The organism is Paenibacillus chitinolyticus NBRC 15660 (assembly GCF_000739915.1).
Classification (GTDB): Bacteria; Bacillota; Bacilli; order Paenibacillales; family NBRC-103111; genus Paenibacillus_F; species Paenibacillus_F chitinolyticus.
The window spans coordinates 357925-375518 of record NZ_BBJT01000001.1 but is presented as its reverse complement, the minus strand read 5'-3'; the positions used below and the strand labels follow the sequence as shown (position 1 = coordinate 375518).

Here is a 17594-nt window from a genome sequence, read left to right as displayed (position 1 = left end):
CGAGAGTATGTACCGGTTATTGATCGTGGACGACGAAGAATTTACCGCGAACGGCATTAAGGCAAGCGTGAACTGGTCAAAATTCGGCATCATTCACGTATCTGTAGCGAACAATGCACGTCAAGCGAAGGAAAAGTTTAGTGAACATCCGTTCGACATGATGATATGCGATATCGAGATGCCGCAAGGAAGCGGACTCGAACTCTATGAGTGGGTACGGGAAGAGCATCCTTGGACGGAGTGCGTCTTTCTGACTTGCCATGCCGACTTTCAATACGCGAAAAAAGCGATCCAGCTAGGGAGCTTCGAGTATTTGCTCAAGCCTGCGCCACCCGAAGAGCTGGAGCAAGTCATGACGGAGATGATCAAGAAAATAAGCAAAGACCGGAAATCGTCATCGATCGTCATCGAGCGGTTCTGGCAGGATGTGCTGCAGCAGGTCATTCCATCCCAGCCGGATAAAATCATGGAGGCTATCGGGAAGCACAATATACCGTATACGAGCAGGATGAAGTTTTTACCCATTTTGATCGGCATTCAACACTGGAAAAAAGAACTGAGCGCTCGCGATGCCCAAATTATGGAGTACGCGCTAACGAACGCCTTGGAGGAATTGGTCATCCATCAGGTTGCAACGGCTCACATCGTTCGCATCAAGGCCAATCAGTTATTGGCGGTGTTTTCTACGGAACATGCGATAGAGGCGAGCGGAGAGAAGTTCCGCGAAGAGCTCATAAAACGCTGCGGTTTGTTCATCGAGACGTGTAACCAATATTTTTATTGCCATTTGTCCTGCTATATCGGTCAACCGTCGGAGATACACGGCGTGCGCGATATGGTTGAAAATTTGGTAGCGCTTAGAAAGAATCAAGTGAACGCCGTCGACCGGGTCGTGCTTATCGACGAGAAGATGGCAAATGAAACGCCTTTTCCCATGCCTCCGATGAGAATATGGTCCGAGCTGATCAAGCAGGGGGACAAGAAGAAGCTGATGGCTGAGTCGCAAGATTTTCTGGAGTCGCTTAAGCGGATCGAAGGGCTGAACTCGAAAAGCCTACAGCAGTTTTATTTAAGCTTCCTACAGATGGTTCTGCATACGCTTCAGCAGAAAGGGTTGTATACGGACGATATTTTAGCGGATCATTTCGCGCCGGAACGTATTTCGTCTGCCGCCGAGAGCGTCAAGAATCTGCAAGACTGGGTAACGGACGTCCTTGAATTTGCAATGACTTCCATCGAAGCGCTTGGTTCGAACGAGACAGTGGTGGAAAAGATCAAGCGGTATATATCGGCGAATATCGATCAGGAGATGTCCAGACAGTACATTGCCGACTACATTGGACTTAGTCCCGACCACATTGTCAAGCTTTTCAAAAAGGAAACAGGTCTCTCGATATCGGAGTATATTCTGAAAGAAAGGATCGGTCTTGCGAAAGAACTACTGGCCAAATCGGAAACTTCGATAAGCAACGTCGCTTTGGCGGTAGGCTTCGCTAATTTCTCTTATTTCTCCACCCTCTTCAAGAAGGAAGTCTTGATGACGCCTCAAGAATATCGGAAAAGATTCTCTTCCGGCATGTAAACGAAATATGTACATCAAGGACGCCAACTGGCGTTTTTCTCTTTATGTGGACGGAATCTCGAAACCGAGAGAACGGATTCTTGAAAGCGGGTAAACGGGAACTTCAATAAAATAATAATAGCAAGCGGCAAGACCAATCAAAATAGGGGGTTCATACATGAAGAAAAGCATGAAGAGCGCTGCAATGCTTCTGATTTCCGTGCTGGCAACGTCTACTCTGGTCACGGCCTGCAGCTCGGGCTCGAGCAACCAACCGAATGCGAGCGGAGCTCCTGAACTGTCGGGCAGCGCGAACCCGGACCTGAAGCCCGTTGAACTGACGATGGTGTTTCCGGTTGCCGGCGAGCAGAAAGACTTGAAAGCCGTACAAGAAAAAATCAACAAGATTACGAAGGAAAAAATCAATGCGACCGTGAAGCTCGTTCAGATCACTAAAGGCGCCTGGGCGCAGCAAACCACACTGATGCTGTCCGGCAACGAGAAAATGGACCTCATCGTAAGCGGCCGAGGCACGTACGAGCAGCAAGTGGCCAAGGGCAACTATCTTGCGCTTGACGACTACATTGCCAAATACGGTCAAGGCGCCCAAAAAGCGCTGGACGATCTGGATCCGGCTTACTTAAAAGCGACCAGGATCAACGGGAAATCTTACGGGATAACGACTGTCCGGGACTTTGCGAACGACTACGGCATCTCGATGCGCAAGGATCTTGTGGACAAGTACAAAATCGATACGAAAGCGATCAGATCGCTGGACGATCTTGACGCCGTATTCAAGGTGATCAAGGAGAATGAGCCTGATGTGACTCCGGTGATCAAGTTTGCCAACTCGATTCTCGGCAGCCCTTTCGTCGGTGGCATGCTGGATCCTTTGGGAGACGGCCTCGGTGTGCTGCCGGCGCACGATAACGGGATGAGGGTAGCCAATTGGGTTGAAACTCCAGAATATGCCAAGCTGCTGGATACGACAAGAAGATGGTATTTGGCCGGATATATTGCTAAAGATGCGGCAACCAGTAATGAAGTTTGGCAAAATTTGATGAAGGCAGGAAAAGCCTTCTCGACGTTCCACCATATGAGTCCATTTAGCCAAGCGGCAAATTCTTTAAGTGTAGGACAAGATTTGATCGAGGTGCGCCTGTTGCCGGCCGTCACGACCACTACCAACATCACCTCGTATATGTGGAGCATTCCCAGAAACGCGCAGAACCCGGAAAGGTCTATGATGCTGCTTAATTTGATGTATACAGACAAAGATTTTATCAATTTGCTCGACTGGGGAATCGAAGGGCAGCATTACGTAAAAAAATCAGATGATATCATCGATTTCCCACAGGGCGTGAACGCTTCGAATAGCGGCTATTACCCTTACCAAAACTGGCTATTCGGAAATATGTTCCTCTCCTATGTGTTCAACGGGGAAGATCCGGACCGTAACCAGAAGCTGGCGGAATTCATTAAGAATTCGAAAAAATCGAAAGCGCTCGGCTTCACTTACAATCCGGAGCCTGTTAAGACGGAAATCGCGGCTCTTACGAATGTGAGGGACCAGTACGCTCTCGCTTTGGAGACCGGTACGGTGGATCCCGCTAAGGTATTGCCCGAGTATATCAAGCAAATGAAAGCGGCAGGCATCGACAAGGTCATTGCCGAGAAGCAAAAGCAGCTTGACGCTTGGGTAGCGGCCAATAAATAATCCGACGGATCCTCCTGTAAAAGACGGAATGTCTCGAACGGGGGGGTTTTTTACGCCATCGCGGATACAGTCAAGCCGATGTCGGAAACTCAAAAATATGATGTCGGGATCATGGAAGTAGGGGCGGACAAATTGCTATAAGATGAAAACATGCACAAAACAATGACAGCAAAAGGTGGTAGTAACGTATGAAGGCAAGCAAAATGTCGGTATTGCGGCTTGAGATGAGGAAGGCAAAAAAATACCGGATGCTCGTGCTCATGACGCTGCCGGGGCTACTCTACTTTCTCGTTAACAATTATTTGCCGATGTTCGGCATCGCCATTGCGTTCAAAGACGTCAATTTCGCGAAGGGCATATGGGGGAGCGAGTGGGTCGGCTTCAAGAACTTCGAGTATTTGTTCAAGACGAAGGATGCATACATCATCACCCGCAACACGTTATTGTACAATCTGTCCTTCATTGTCATTAATACGACAATCGCGATTTCGCTTGCGATCCTGCTGAATGAAATCCGCAAGCGCATTTTATCGAGAACGTACCAAACATTGATCCTGCTTCCGCACTTGATCTCCATGGTGATCGTCGGTTACCTCGTGCTCGGTTTCCTGGACGTCGAAAAAGGCTTCATGAACAAGACTCTGCTCCCCTTTTTCGGCCTAGAGCCTATTTCTTGGTATAGCGAAACGAAATACTGGCCGTGGATCCTGACAATCGTACACGCCTGGAAAGGCGTAGGGCATCTTTGCATCATCTACTTGGCTGCGATTATCGGCATCGATCAAGAGTACTATGAGGCGGCTAAAATAGACGGCGCGAACCGGTGGCAGCAAATCAAAATGATTACGATTCCGCTCATTGCGCCGGTTATTACGATTATGACACTGCTTGCAATCGGGCGCATTTTCTATTCCGACTTCGGCCTGTTCTTCCAAGTGCCGCTTAACACGGGCGCCCTAATGCCGGTCACGAACACGATCGATACGTATGTGTACCGCGCATTGGTCAATATGGGCGATATCGGGATGTCGTCGGCCGCAGGCTTGTATCAAGCGCTCGTCGGGTTTGTTCTGGTGCTGACTTCCAATGCGGTCGTGAGAAAATTCAACAAAGACAATGCACTGTTCTAGAAAGGGGAGTTCCCATGCCATCATCCGGCAAATTTTATCAATGGACGATCAACATCGTCATGCTGGTATTTACATTTTTCTGCATCATGCCATTCTGGTTGCTGCTCTCCGCTTCTCTTACGGACGACATGGAAATCATTCGCCATGGATATGCTTTCTTCCCGAAAGCCGTCAGTTTTTCGGCATACGAATATTTATGGACGAACTCAGCTAATATACTGCGCGCTTATGGAATTACGATTCTCGTGACGGTGGTCGGAACGGCTGTAGGATTGACTCTAACGGCGTTGCTTGCCTATCCGCTGTCACGGACCGAGATGCCATTTCGCAAGATACTGTCCTTCTACGTATTTTTCACGATGCTGTTTAACGGAGGCCTTGTGCCGACCTACCTGCTATACACCAATTATTTCAATTTTAAAAATACGATACTGGCGCTGATCATTCCGAGCCTGTTGATGAACGGTTTTTTCGTCATCCTGATGCGAACGTTCTTTGCAACCTCGATTCCGAAGCCGATCATCGAATCGGCCTACATCGACGGGGCGAAGGAATGGAAAATTTTCGCGAAAATCGTATTGCCGTTATCGACGCCAGTTTTGGCTACGGTCGGGTTGTTTTATACGATTATGTACTGGAACGATTGGTTTAACGGATTGATTTACATTACCGACAGCCGGTACTTCAGCCTTCAAAACATGCTCAACCGGATTTTACTCGATGCGCAATTTTTGCAGTCATCGACGGAGGTCGTCGCGACAAGTCATCTTCCGCTCACCTCCATGCGCATGGCCATAGCCGCGATCGGGGTCGTTCCGCTGCTGGTCGCATACCCATTCTTTCAGAAGTATTTCGTGAAAGGCCTGACGGTTGGCGCCGTCAAAGGTTGACACTATTATTTTGGAGGTGTTTACAGATGACCGGCACGAGAACGATCTTATGCTTCGGAGATTCAAATACATGGGGAGCCGATCCGCAGAATCGAGGAGTTCGGTTTCCGGCGGATGTTCGGTGGACGGGCGTACTGCGTAAGGAACTGGGAGACGGCTACGACATTGTCGAGGAAGGCTTGCCCGGGAGGACGACAGTGTGGGCGGATCCGATCGATGGAATCATGAGTGGAAAAGAGTACTGGCCGACCTGCCTGCTGTCTCACAGGCCGCTTGATCTTGTCGTGATCATGCTCGGAACGAATGATTTGAAAGAGCGGTTTTCCGTCTCAGCGCTAGATATCGCGATGAGCACCCTGTCGCTTGCCGGACTCGTAAAAACGACTTTTTCAAGGCCGGGGATTACGATAGTCCCTCAGGTTCTGATTCTAGTTCCGCCGCCAATCAAGGAAACTGGATTATTCGCAGGCATGTTCAAGGGCGGGGAAGAGAAGTCTAAACAATTGGGCGAGGCATTCGCAATGCTTAGTCCGTATACCGATGCGTCTATCATGGATGTTTCGACCGTGATCGTTTCCAGTGAGGCAGACGGCATTCATTTCGAAGCGGAACAACACCGGAAGCTCGGAAGTGCCGTTGCGGAAAAAATAAAAAGTATGTTGGTGGAGGAATAACAATGAATATTCCTTTGTGGCACGACCAACCCGCATTGCAGGGATTCAACGAAGGTTGTCCCAGCTTAACACCGTACTTGCTGGAAGGGGAAGGACCGTTTCCAGCCGTCATCGTTTGTCCTGGCGGAGGCTATACGCATCGGGCTGTTCATGAAGGCGAGCCTGTCGCCAAGTGGTTGAACGCGATCGGCATTTCGGCTTTTGTCCTTCATTATAGGGTTACTCCGGCACAATATCCGAGCCAGCTTCATGATGCTCAGCGGGCCATACGAACGATCAGGCATAGAGGGACTGAATGGAATATTGATCCCAAGCGAATCGGCATGTTGGGATTTTCAGCCGGAGGCCATCTTGCTTCGATGGCAGGTACGAGCTTTGACAACGGCAATCCGCAAGCCAATGATCCGATCGAACGATACAGCAGCCGTCCCGATGCGCTCGTGCTCTGTTATCCTCTCATTACGATGGGCGAATTTACGAATGTATCGTGCAAGTCGGTATTGATGGGGGAGCGGCAAAACGACCGTGCTCTGATCGAGCTGTTATCAAGTGAAAAGCAAGTAACGGAGGAAACACCGCCGACTTTTATGTGGATCACGGCAGACGATCCGGTCGTTCAGGCTGAGAATTGTTTAATGTTCGCGGCAGCGCTCAGGAAGTTTAGGGTTTCTTTCGAAATGCATCTTTTTGAAAGCGGTCCTCATGGACTCGGACTGGCCGGCGGCCATCGGGAAGCGCAAGCATGGACAAAGCTGTGCGAAGCATGGTTGAAATCCAGGAATTTTCTCCTTGTAGAACGAGTGATTGACGAGTATACAACAGTAGGTCAGTTGCTGGCCGATGATTGCAGCAGTCGCGTATTGGAGCGGTATCTTCCGGATCTTTTGGCATCGCCGAAGATCGACTATGTCAAAGCGTTTTCGTTGAAGTCGCTTTTCAATTTTTCCGATCCGATGTTTACGGACGAGAAAATGGCAGCCATCTTAAAAGACTTGAAATCGGGCGCAAAAAAATAACAACGAAGTGCATAGGCATGCAACGCGTAATTCCTTTTTCAAGGGCAGGACACTCTGCAAAATATATGTTTGAAATAAGGGGGGGATGATATTGACCGGCGCCGCTGCTAATGTTTGGCAACTTGGTCATTGGGATTTGTTCGTACGCATGGTCCTCGCCGCAGTTTTGGGCGGATTGGTCGGCATCGAGCGGGAGTGGAACAACCATGCGGCAGGCTTCCGCACCCATATTCTCGTCTGTCTCGGCTCGACCACCATTATGCTGCTTTCGATTTACGGATTCTCCGACTTTGTTGCCGAATCCAACGTCCGGATCGACCCTGCCCGTCTGGCCGCTCAGGTGATCAGCGGGATCGGCTTTTTGGGTGCGGGTGCGATTCTGCGCAACGGGTCTGTCATCAAAGGGCTCACGACCGCGGCCTCGGTTTGGGTTGTGGCGGCAATCGGCCTTTGCGTCGGAGCGGGGTTTTTGTTTGTCGCATTTCTGTGTACGTTTTTCGTCATTATCAGTCTATACGTGCTGAACAAGTGGGAGAAACATTTGTTGCGCCACCGCAAAAAGCACGAGGTCAAGTGTACGATTATCGATATGCCAGGCGTTCTTGGGAAGGTTGCTTCCAAATTCGGCGAACAAGGGATCCAAATCGCCAACGTCAAAATGATGCCGGATGAACACGCGCCGCCTGAGGCCGGAGGTATGCCTACGATGCAACTCTGCTTCACGGTCAAAAATCATCAAGAAGAAAATATCGTCCAAGCGCTGGAAGAAATTACGGCGCTGGACATGGTGCTGTGGACGGAATCCAGTTATTTGCCTGCTTTGAAACCGGCTGCCGAATCGAAAGAATTAAAAATAGATACAGCCGAGTAAGATTGATTGCTATGGAGATACTCTTTCGAAAATAAGATTAAGACGCAAAAGGAGCCGTTGTTTATGAGAACCAGAGAAAATTTTGATCGAAACTGGATGTTTCATGTCGGTGAGGTAGGGAAAATTGTCAAGACGGTAAAAAAAGCCGGCATGATCGCCGGCCTGACGAATGCGCTGGGTGAGGAGAGACATGAGCCCTTTGCAATCGGCGAAGCTGCACGTATCACCCAGAATGTCGCTCGAGAATTACTGGGAGATCCGAACTTCGAAATTGCCCAAATTTACGGCTCGGATACGCCAAAGGATAAGATTACAGGCTGGGTGGGTGTTAATCTACCGCATGATTGGAGGTTGGAACAGCCGTACAACCCGGAACGCGGGGGCGCGTTTCAAGGTTATCTGCCCAATGGAGTGGGTTATTACCGCAAGGTATTTCAAATTCCGCAGGAGGATGAAGGTAAGAAGATCATCATCGAATTTGACGGTGTAATGCGGAACAGCTCGGTTTGGGTGAACGGATGTTTCGTCGGCGACCATCTCAGCGGTTATACCAGCTTTCATTATGACATCACGGACCTGCTGAAATATGGGGATGAGGAAGGGGATAATGTCATCCTGGTCCGAACGGATACGACAGGCGGAGACGAAGGCTGGTGGTACGAAGGCGGAGGCATCTACCGCCATGTCTGGTTAACCAAACATGATTACCTGCATGTGGACCGCTGGGGAACCTTCGTCAGAACCGAGCGAATGGACAATGAAAGGGCCGCGATTACGGTAGAAACGACGGTAAGCAACGAATATCCGCAGCCGATGAAGTACGGCATTCGAACAAGCATTTTGAATCCGGATGGGGAACTCGTCGCCGTCACGGAATCCGACTGCGAAACGCCGGGAATCGACAAGCAAACGGTTCTTCAATCGGTTCAAGTGACGAATCCGCTGCTCTGGTCGCTGGACATGCCGCATCTGTATGAAGCTATAACTGAACTGATTCACGATGGGCAAATTGTCGACACGTATCGGACCGTTTTCGGCATCCGTACGGTGGAATACCGTCAGAATGGATTATACCTTAATGGTAAGTACGTACAAGTGAAAGGTACTTGCAATCACCAGGATTTCGCCGGCGTGGGCATCGCGCTGCCGGACAGTGTGCATGAATATAAAATCAAACGCCTGCTGGAAATGGGCTGTAACGCTTACCGCTGCGCCCATCATGCGCCGGCACCGGAGCTGCTCGATGCATGCGACAGACTCGGGATGCTGGTTATGAACGAGAACCGGATCTCGGAGAGTACAGAGATCAAGCTCGATGATCTGAAATCCATGCTGTACCGTGACCGCAACCATCCAAGCATCTTTATGTGGAGTCTCGGCAATGAAGAGAAGATCAGCGGCAGCTATCAAGCGAATCGGATGCTGAAGCGCCTTCAGGATTTGACGAAGCGAATTGATTCCACCCGTCCTGTTACGGCTGCCAATCTAAGTCAGCAAGGAATGGACATTGAGGTCAATGGCGTTAATTATGCCGAGTCTATAAAAGGAAGTCAAACGATCGGTGAATGGTTCCAGTCCCATCCTGAAGCCAAAGTCCTGAATACGGAGAATGTCTCCTTCTTCTCGGCAAGAGGCGTCTATGAGGATGATCCAGAGGGCGGGCGGTGCTCCAGCTACGGCTCGAGATATACGATGCTCGGTAAGGAGGTGGATGTAGGCAATCTGGGCGGAGCGGGCGGCACGTCAACACCTGAACGAAGCTGGCGTTATTTCTTAAATAACCGTTTTTCGGGCGGCTTGTTCGTATGGACGGGTTTCGATTATCGCGGGGAGACGACGCCGTTCCAGTGGCCGTCTGTGCTATCGCATTTCGGCATCCTGGATTATTGCGGATTTGCCAAGGACTCTTACTATTTCTATCAATCGATCTGGAAGGACGAGCCTATCGTCCATCTTATGCCGCACTGGAACTGGCCGGATCGGCTGGGACAGCAGGTGGAGGTCCGCGTGTATACCAACTGCAGTGAAGTGGAGCTGGTGTTGAACGGCCAAAGCTTGGGCAAGAAGCAAGCGGAGACTGAAGCGGGCGAGATCACATTATCGTGGCAGGTAGCCTATGAACCCGGTCTTCTCGAAGCCATCGCTTATCGGGATGGCGTGATGGTAGCAGCAGAGCGGAAAGAGACCACAATGGAAGCATACTCTGTTCATTTGGAGGCTAACCGGTCGGAACTGCTCGCTGACGGCCAGGACGTATCCATGGTCACGGTTTCGGTGAGGGATCAATCGGGAAGGGTAGTACCGGTTGCGGGCAACCTGATCCGGTTCCATGTAGCAGGTGAAGGCAAGCTGCTTGGTCTAGGGAACGGAGACCCGGGTTGTCACGAATCGGACAAAGGAGATACGAGAAGCGTGTTCAATGGCTACGCCTTGGCATTGATTCAGTCACTAGATGAGGCAGGAGAGATACGCATTGAGGCGTCTTCGGAAGGGTTAGTACCGGCCGTATTGACCCTTCAATCCCGGAAAGACCTAACGAACTGAACGATCAGTGATTATTAAAAAAGCCTTCCCCCTCTGTTCTTAAGCCATATCGAGAAGAGGGGGGGATTTTTATGGTGATGAGATTTGAATAATAAATATTTCGCTAAAGAGGTGCAGCTATGTCAACAAGCCAATTTGCCGCATATCCCGCCAATCGGGTCATTCCCTTCGAAGGCGTGCATAATTTCCGAGATATGGGAGGCTATCGAACGTCCGATGGCCGCAAAGTAAAATACGGCCTTTTCTTTCGTTCCGATCACTTGACCGGTTTAACGGAGCAGGATTTAACATTCTTGCAAACGTTGAATATCAAAACGGTTTTCGATTACCGCGGCGATCATGAATCGCGCATAATGCCGGATCCGGTTCTCCCTAATGCAAAAAATATACGGATACCGGCGAACACTGAGGATCAGCATGAGCAAATGAATTTGCCGGCCGCTCCTGAAGGGGAGGAACAGCAAGGCCATCTTCTGAAAGAATTGGTTAAAAACGACTTCTTCAAAAGTTTCTGCGCGGAAACCTACATGACGGAATTGTATACGAAACTTCCGATTAACAATCATTCGTTCAAACGATTAATGGAAACGATCCAGGATCCGGATCAATTGGGGCTACTGCATCATTGTACGTCGGGCAAAGACCGAACCGGGGTCGGAGCCGCTCTCATCTTGCTTGCGCTGGGTGTCTCCGAACAAACGGTCATGGAAGACTATCTCTTAAGCAATGAGACGATGAAATCGTTCAACAGGAATCTTCTGAAACGGTTGGCTGAACATGCGGACGAAGCAGTTTTGCAAAATTTGAACCATATCCTCACGGTTAACGAAGCGTTCTTGTCAGCCGCTTTGGGATCTATCAAGAATACGTATGGAGGTTATGATGCTTATTTTGCAGAGGAATTCGGCTTAACAAAGTCGAGACGGGAAGCTTTGCAGAGCATGTGTTTGGAATAAAGGGGAAAACAATCGTGGTAAATTTGGCGGCAAATCCGTTTTTTTGCAGGAAGAGGATATTCAGTGGGTCCGAGAAACGCTGGCTGCGATGGATGTGAGGGAAAAAGTCGGACAACTGCTTTGTACGATCGGGATGACGGATGATCGCGAGCAACTGAAAACGTTAGTCGAATCGATAAAGCCGGGAGGCCGGGGCGGGAATCGCGATCGTACCGATTATCATAATCTTCATTCTATTCCAGCGTTATTTTGTGGAAGGAATCGCGAGCTCGGTAAAGGGATAACGACATTGAATATGTGGAGGGATTCGATATGAAAGACCGAATCAAGCAATTGATCAGCCAACTAACTCTGGAGGAAAAAGCCGGATTATGCTCAGGCCTGGATTTCTGGCATACAAAAGGCGTTGAACGGCTGGGGATCCCGTCCATTATGCTTACCGACGGACCTCATGGTCTTCGCAAACAAAAAGGCGATTCCGATCATTTGGGTATTATGGATAGCGTGCCGTCTACATGCTTCCCTTCCGGTGCAGGATTAGCCTGTTCATGGGATCGGGATTTGATCCGTAAGGTCGGCGAGGCGCTTGGCGTCGAATGCCAAGCGGAGGATGTCGGGATTTTGCTTGGGCCGGCTGCCAATATCAAACGTTCCCCGTTATGTGGCAGAAATTTTGAATACTTTTCAGAGGACCCTTATTTGTCAACCGAGATGGCGGCGAATCATATCGCAGGCGTTCAAAGTCAAGGCGTAGGAACGTCACTCAAGCATTATGCCGTCAATAACCAAGAGCACCGAAGAATGTCCGTGGATGCGGTTGTAGACGAACGAACCCTTCGTGAAATTTATTTGTCCAGCTTTGAGGGTGCTGTTAAACAGGCTCAGCCTTGGACCGTCATGTGCGCATACAACAAGGTGAACGGAGAGTATTGCTCCGAGAACAAGTACTTGTTGAACGATATTTTGAAGGAAGAGTGGGGATTGGAAGGGTTCGTCGTTTCGGATTGGGGCGCCGTGGATGAAAGGGTTCCTGGTTTGCTCGCCGGTCTGGAATTGGAGATGCCTTCAAGTAACGGAGCGGGCGATCGTAAAATAGTCGAGGCTGTACGGAACGGGAGCATGTCCGAGGATATAGTCGATCAAGCGGTAGAAAGAATACTGACGATAGTCTTTAGGGCAGCGGAAAATAAAAAGACCGTGACATTCAACCAAGAAGAGCATCATCAATTAGCCAGGGAAGCGGCCAGGGAAAGCATGGTGCTTTTAAAGAATGAGCGACGCATTCTGCCTTTGTCCAAGGACGCGACTATCTGCGTTATCGGAGCTTTTGCGCAGCAGCCTAGATACCAAGGGGGAGGAAGCTCCCGCATCAAGCCGATGAAGCTGGATAACATCTATGAAGAATTGGCTAAGAAAGTATCCGGCCAGGCTCTAATGTCCTTTGCAAAGGGGTATAACCTGGAAGACGACGAAATCGATGAACAGCTTGTAAAAGAAGCGGTAGAAGCTGCCGGAAAGTCGCAGGTGACCGTTATTTTCGCAGGGTTGCCCGATCGCTATGAATCCGAAGCCTATGATAGGGGACATCTAAGAATTCCGGACAATCAAATGCAGTTGATTGATGCGATCGCCGAGGTTCAACAGCATATTGTCGTCGTATTGAGCAACGGAGCTCCCATTGAAATGCCGTGGATCGATAAGGTGCAGGGCGTGCTGGAAGGTTATTTGGGAGGTCAAGCGCTGGGCGGAGCGATCGCCGATTTGCTGTTCGGAGATGCGAATCCTTGTGGCAAGCTTGCCGAAACATTTCCGCAAAAGTTGTCGCATAACCCGTCCTACCTGAACTTCCCGGGTGAAGGAGATACGGTTGAATATAGCGAGGGCTTGTTTGTAGGCTATCGGTATTACGATAAAAAAGAGATCGAACCGTTGTTTCCGTTCGGTCACGGGCTTAGCTATACAACGTTCGAGTACACTGATTTAAAACTGAATCGCCAAGCTATGCTGGATACGGATCAGCTTCAGGTGAGTTTGAAGGTGAAAAATGCAGGTGACGTAGCCGGTAAAGAAATCGTGCAGCTCTATGTGAGGGACGTTGAAAGCACGGTCAGCAAAGCATTTAAAGAGCTTAAAGGCTTTAGCAAAATCGCTTTGCAGCCCGGTGAAGAGAAGACGGTACGTTTTATCCTCGATAAGCGGGCATTCGCGTATTACAACACGGACATCAGAGATTGGCACGTAGAAAGCGGAGATTACGAAATAATGATCGGGCAATCAGCCGCCGAAATTCGTTTGAAAGAAACCGTACAAATACAATCCACCGTTCTCATTCGAAGAACTTACACGCGAAATACAACGATCGGAGATTTAATGGCGGATCCTTATACTGCAGATATCGTAAAACAATTTTTGCGGGGATTCAAAGGAAATCCTTTGTTCAGTGCTGCGAACGACGAAGGAACATCGGAAATGTTCGCAGCCATACTGAAATTCATGCCTTTGCGTGCCGCCGCTGCCTTTAGCCAGGGAGCATTTACGGAAGAAATGCTGAATCATATGGTTGAACGGCTGAATGGAACCGGATCAGATATGTAAAAGGAGTGTTGACAGGTATGAGAGCAGTCATGCTTATGTTCGATTCGTTGAATAAACATATGCTTCCGAATTACGGATGCGATTGGATCAGGGCTCCCAACTTTGAGAGGCTCTCGGAATGAATGGTCACGTTCGAAATGTGTTATGCAGGCAGCTTGCCTTGCATGCCCGCACGCAGAGAGCTGCATACGGGACGATACAACTTTTTGCACAAAAGTTGGGGACCTTTGGAACCGTATGACATATCGGTGATCGAATTGTTGAAAAAGAACAAGGTATACACCCATCTGACGACGGACCATACCCCTTATTCAAGGATGGCGGAGCCACCTACCATACGAAATACAACTCATGGGAGTTTGTAAGAGGACAAGAAGGCGATGCGTGAAAAGGGCAGGTGGAAGCGCCGCCTATTCCGGAAACATTAAGCAATCCGAAGCCGGGCGATCTGTGTCGGCAGGACTGGGTAAACCGTCAATTTTTGAAGGAAGAGGATGACATGCCTCTCGCAGTCACGGTAATGAGAGGAATCGAATTCATCGAAAGAAATTGACCATCTTCCGCTCATGACCCATCTGCCGGGGACTGATCCCGTCTCCAAATGGATTTCGGCCATCACGCAAAACATCGACTTGATGCCGACGATCCTTGGCTATTTTGGCATCGATATTCCTCAGACGGTTAGAGGGAGGTCCCTACTGCCGCTTATTCAAGGAAGCGAAACAAAAATACGGGATTACGCGCTTGCTGGACGAGGCTGGGGAAATTCGCATTGAAGCGTCTTCGGAAGGGTTGGTGCCGGCGGTATTGACTCTTCAGACCCGGAAAGAGTTTGCGAATTGAACACTATGAGGTGATACTTATGTCAACAACACGTGATGGGGCGTATCCGGGGCAGAGAATAATCGTTCTCGAAGGAACACATAATTTCCGCGATATGGGAGGCTATCAAACTGCCGATGGAAGGAAAGTCAAATATGGTATTTTCTTTCGTTCCGATGAATTGACCGGTTTGACGGAGCAAGATTTAGCGGCTGTTCAAGCGTTGAATATCAAAACGATTTTCGATTACCGTGATGACTATGAAGCGCAAAAGAAACCGGATCCGGTTTTTGCCGGCGTAAAAAATATTCGCATTGCTGCTATTCAAGCAGATCAAGCATCTCGAATCAACATATCGGGAAATGCTGGGAACGCCGATCGAAACCAACACGTTATCGTCGATATGGTCAAAAACGGCTATTTCAAACAATTTCGCGCAGATACAATGATGATGGGACTGTACACGAAGCTCCCGCTCGGCAATCCGTCATATAAACGGTTAATGGAAATGATCCAGCATTCGGACAACCTTGGGCTTCTGCATCATTGCACGGCGGGCAAGGACCGTACGGGAGTCGGTGCCGCCTTGATCTTACTGGCGCTCGGCGTCCCGGAGGAAACGGTAATGAAAGACTACCTGCTCACCAACGAAACGATGAAAGATTTCAACGGGAAATTGCTGAGTCAGCTTGCCGAACATGTGAATGAGGTGGAATTGCGCAATATCGAACACCTGCTTGGAGTGAAAGAACAATTCATGGAAGCCGCCTTCGGGTCGATCAAGAAGACATATGGCAATGTTGACACTTATTTTTCTGAAGAATTCGGCTTGACCAATCAAAGACGGAAAGCCTTGCAAAGCATGTATTTGGAGTAGGGGGACAAGCGTGGTAAAACGCATCCACTGGATGATCACAAAGCTTTTCCCGTCATTAGTAAAACAGGTAAGAGAGGGTTGTATATTTATACACAAATTGAATATCGGCCATTTTGCGCCCCAAATTTTGTCTAACGAATTCTGTAACAAACGGTCTTTTCCGCCGCAGCGGACTTTAAATTCTAATGAATTCTGAAACAACGAAAATGGAGCCACGCGGGTTTGCGGGCTCCGTTTTCTAATTAATTCTGGAATATCACACCACTGGGTAAGATCTTAAGATTGCAGCTGCTGCACTAAAAGGGGGCCATCCTGCCATTGTAGGCCACAATGATGAAATATATGCCATAGCACCATAGCTGCTTTTAGCAATGGGTCCTTTACGCAAGCTAATCAGCAGAAACCGTTGTGAGGAGGAGACTTATTACTTTTGGCATCGATATAATGCTTCACTGTAGACATATGCATAAAAATGTAGTTCTTACAACTGCAGCTCCATGAAGGAATCAGGTGCAGACAAGCCGACCAGCGGGCGATTGCCGTCAAGGCCATCATCAAGTACAGTAGGTGCACGAATCCGACATGTATGAACATTTGTCGGATGACAAGAACATATATGCTTAAAAGTCGCGTAGCAGTGGCTTTTTTTATTTTAACGATATAAGTTCTTGTCACAAGTCAGTGACAAGAACTTATATCGTTTGCCGTATTAGGACAAGAACATATATTGTTTACCGTAATTGAACTTAATTCTTAATTGGTATGCTAAATGTGTATAAGGGCGGGAGGTTCCAAGTGGGGGAAAGAAAAGTGTCAGAAGTGTCGACGCTGGCAGCGACCGCTTTGCATTAGCATGTTATCACGCTGAGATCAATTCCGAAGAAAATGAATTCCAGCTATGGTTGGAATATATCGATGGCGTAACCGGTTTAGACTTGACCGGTGACATGTATGAAAAGGCCGCGCTAGAGTTAGGACGTTATCAACGCAAGCTGTATGTGGAGCAGCCCGCTGTTCTGCAGAGCCTGGCCAACCTAAGCCATGCGGATCTCATGTAGAATACGTATCTGCATTATCGGTCATGGCCGGTCGTCTACGATTATATACGCTCAGAGGACTGCGAATTCCCGCAGCACGTGCGGTAAATGCTCATCGACATCGATGAGCACGCAGACGAGATACTCACCCTCATCGAAAAATTACCCATCGTGCTATGCCATCGAGACTTTTGGGTGACCAACCTGATCTATGCCGATGGGAAAATCGCGCTCATCGACTGGGATACATCCGGATGGGGCCGCCTAGGTGAGGATCTCGCAAGCCTAATTGCGGATGAAGCCGATATCGATCACATGGTCGAATACAACCTGCGATGTGTCCCTGCGTATTACAAAGGCTTCTCGGAGTATACGGATGTATCGCCTATCGCTGATAATTGCGTCTACGAAATAATTCTTCTCATATTCGGATACAGGCTTGTGGAGTGGTATCTCCATACAGAGGACGATGACCAGAAGACGAAGCATGTCCATACGCTCCAAAAAATTTATGAGATGAAGACCAGCACTGCGCAGGGTTGACTCTAAACAAGAACTCCGAAAACCGTTGAGCGTAGTGGGTTTTCGGAGTTTTTTCATTACTCCCATTGGATCGTCGCCGACAGCCTTCTAAAACTTGCCTTTATAGACAGCGCGGAGAACCGTATCATCGATAGTGGTAAAGCAGAAGATTGAATTGAACATTGATGTTGCAATGATAAATTTCCGAATTGGAGTTTAATTGCTCGACACATATTGAATAAGCAAGTGTCAAATAATACACTCCTATGGCGACCTATAAAACATGAGATTAACTTCCTCAGAGTGTTTTGGGCTGTCCGTGGTATAATGGACCCTTGGCCCATGCTGATCAACCTTGATGCGCAGCAATCGGCATTGGTAG

Annotated in this window: 12 protein-coding genes and 1 pseudogene; all 13 read left to right on the top strand. The window is 48.8% G+C overall.

Annotated elements, in window-relative coordinates; all coding sequences use genetic code 11:
• The first annotated feature begins 7 nt into the window (after positions 1 to 7).
• Positions 8 to 1582, top strand: coding sequence for a response regulator (locus tag PCH01S_RS01560; protein WP_042226151.1), 1575 nt, complete (start codon positions 8 to 10; stop codon positions 1580 to 1582).
• Positions 1583 to 1739: 157 nt separating this feature from the next.
• Entirely contained in the window at positions 1740 to 3278 is a 1539-nt protein-coding gene (locus PCH01S_RS01555; protein ID WP_042226149.1) for an ABC transporter substrate-binding protein, read from the top strand.
• A 188-nt stretch (positions 3279 to 3466) separates the two neighbouring features.
• A complete protein-coding gene (locus tag PCH01S_RS01550) occupies positions 3467 to 4408 on the top strand; it encodes an ABC transporter permease (RefSeq protein ID WP_042226146.1) in 942 nt (313 codons plus the stop codon).
• A 14-nt stretch (positions 4409 to 4422) separates the two neighbouring features.
• Positions 4423 to 5298: a carbohydrate ABC transporter permease gene (locus tag PCH01S_RS01545; RefSeq protein ID WP_042226145.1), complete on the top strand. Its 876-nt coding sequence runs from the start codon at positions 4423 to 4425 to the stop codon at positions 5296 to 5298.
• Between the two features lie 26 nt (positions 5299 to 5324).
• Positions 5325 to 5972 (top strand): SGNH/GDSL hydrolase family protein, encoded by a 648-nt coding sequence (locus PCH01S_RS01540; RefSeq protein ID WP_042226142.1) that lies wholly within the window; start codon positions 5325 to 5327, stop codon positions 5970 to 5972.
• A gap of 2 nt (positions 5973 to 5974) precedes the next feature.
• Positions 5975 to 6988 carry an alpha/beta hydrolase gene (locus tag PCH01S_RS01535; RefSeq protein WP_042226139.1) on the top strand — a complete coding sequence of 338 codons (1014 nt, stop codon included), beginning with the start codon at positions 5975 to 5977 and terminating at the stop codon, positions 6986 to 6988.
• Between the two features lie 91 nt (positions 6989 to 7079).
• Entirely contained in the window at positions 7080 to 7859 is a 780-nt protein-coding gene (locus PCH01S_RS01530; RefSeq protein WP_042226137.1) for an MgtC/SapB family protein, read from the top strand.
• Positions 7860 to 7922: 63 nt separating this feature from the next.
• The gene (gene galA, locus PCH01S_RS01525) at positions 7923 to 10403 is read left to right on the top strand and encodes a beta-galactosidase GalA (protein ID WP_042226134.1); all 2481 of its coding nucleotides are present in this window, start codon (positions 7923 to 7925) and stop codon (positions 10401 to 10403) included.
• Between the two features lie 119 nt (positions 10404 to 10522).
• Positions 10523 to 11359 carry a tyrosine-protein phosphatase gene (locus PCH01S_RS01520; RefSeq protein WP_042226132.1) on the top strand — a complete coding sequence of 279 codons (837 nt, stop codon included), beginning with the start codon at positions 10523 to 10525 and terminating at the stop codon, positions 11357 to 11359.
• Positions 11360 to 11671: 312 nt separating this feature from the next.
• Positions 11672 to 13954, top strand: a complete 2283-nt coding sequence (locus PCH01S_RS01510; RefSeq protein ID WP_042226128.1) for a beta-glucosidase — start codon at positions 11672 to 11674, stop codon at positions 13952 to 13954.
• A gap of 566 nt (positions 13955 to 14520) precedes the next feature.
• Positions 14521 to 14730, top strand: coding sequence for a sulfatase/phosphatase domain-containing protein (locus tag PCH01S_RS31690; RefSeq protein WP_156972773.1), 210 nt, complete (start codon positions 14521 to 14523; stop codon positions 14728 to 14730).
• 86 nt (positions 14731 to 14816) lie between these two features.
• The gene (locus PCH01S_RS01500) at positions 14817 to 15653 is read left to right on the top strand and encodes a tyrosine-protein phosphatase (protein WP_042226126.1); all 837 of its coding nucleotides are present in this window, start codon (positions 14817 to 14819) and stop codon (positions 15651 to 15653) included.
• An 854-nt stretch (positions 15654 to 16507) separates the two neighbouring features.
• Positions 16508 to 17233 (top strand): annotated as a pseudogene (locus PCH01S_RS01495) (phosphotransferase); the annotation flags it as partial.
• Between the last annotated feature and the right edge of the window lie 361 nt (positions 17234 to 17594).

What these genes read in the sequence shown, in the direction of transcription:
- PCH01S_RS01560 (WP_042226151.1), top strand. Translation starts at nt 8, where the DNA reads ATGTACCGGTTATTGATCGTGGACGACGAAGAATTTACCGCGAACGGC.
- PCH01S_RS01555 (WP_042226149.1), top strand. Translation starts at nt 1,740, where the DNA reads ATGAAGAAAAGCATGAAGAGCGCTGCAATGCTTCTGATTTCCGTGCTG.
- PCH01S_RS01550 (WP_042226146.1), top strand. Translation starts at nt 3,467, where the DNA reads ATGAAGGCAAGCAAAATGTCGGTATTGCGGCTTGAGATGAGGAAGGCA.
- PCH01S_RS01545 (WP_042226145.1), top strand. Translation starts at nt 4,423, where the DNA reads ATGCCATCATCCGGCAAATTTTATCAATGGACGATCAACATCGTCATG.
- PCH01S_RS01540 (WP_042226142.1), top strand. Translation starts at nt 5,325, where the DNA reads ATGACCGGCACGAGAACGATCTTATGCTTCGGAGATTCAAATACATGG.
- PCH01S_RS01535 (WP_042226139.1), top strand. Translation starts at nt 5,975, where the DNA reads ATGAATATTCCTTTGTGGCACGACCAACCCGCATTGCAGGGATTCAAC.
- galA (WP_042226134.1), top strand. Translation starts at nt 7,923, where the DNA reads ATGAGAACCAGAGAAAATTTTGATCGAAACTGGATGTTTCATGTCGGT.
- PCH01S_RS01520 (WP_042226132.1), top strand. Translation starts at nt 10,523, where the DNA reads ATGTCAACAAGCCAATTTGCCGCATATCCCGCCAATCGGGTCATTCCC.
- PCH01S_RS01510 (WP_042226128.1), top strand. Translation starts at nt 11,672, where the DNA reads ATGAAAGACCGAATCAAGCAATTGATCAGCCAACTAACTCTGGAGGAA.
- PCH01S_RS31690 (WP_156972773.1), top strand. Translation starts at nt 14,521, where the DNA reads ATGACCCATCTGCCGGGGACTGATCCCGTCTCCAAATGGATTTCGGCC.
- PCH01S_RS01500 (WP_042226126.1), top strand. Translation starts at nt 14,817, where the DNA reads ATGTCAACAACACGTGATGGGGCGTATCCGGGGCAGAGAATAATCGTT.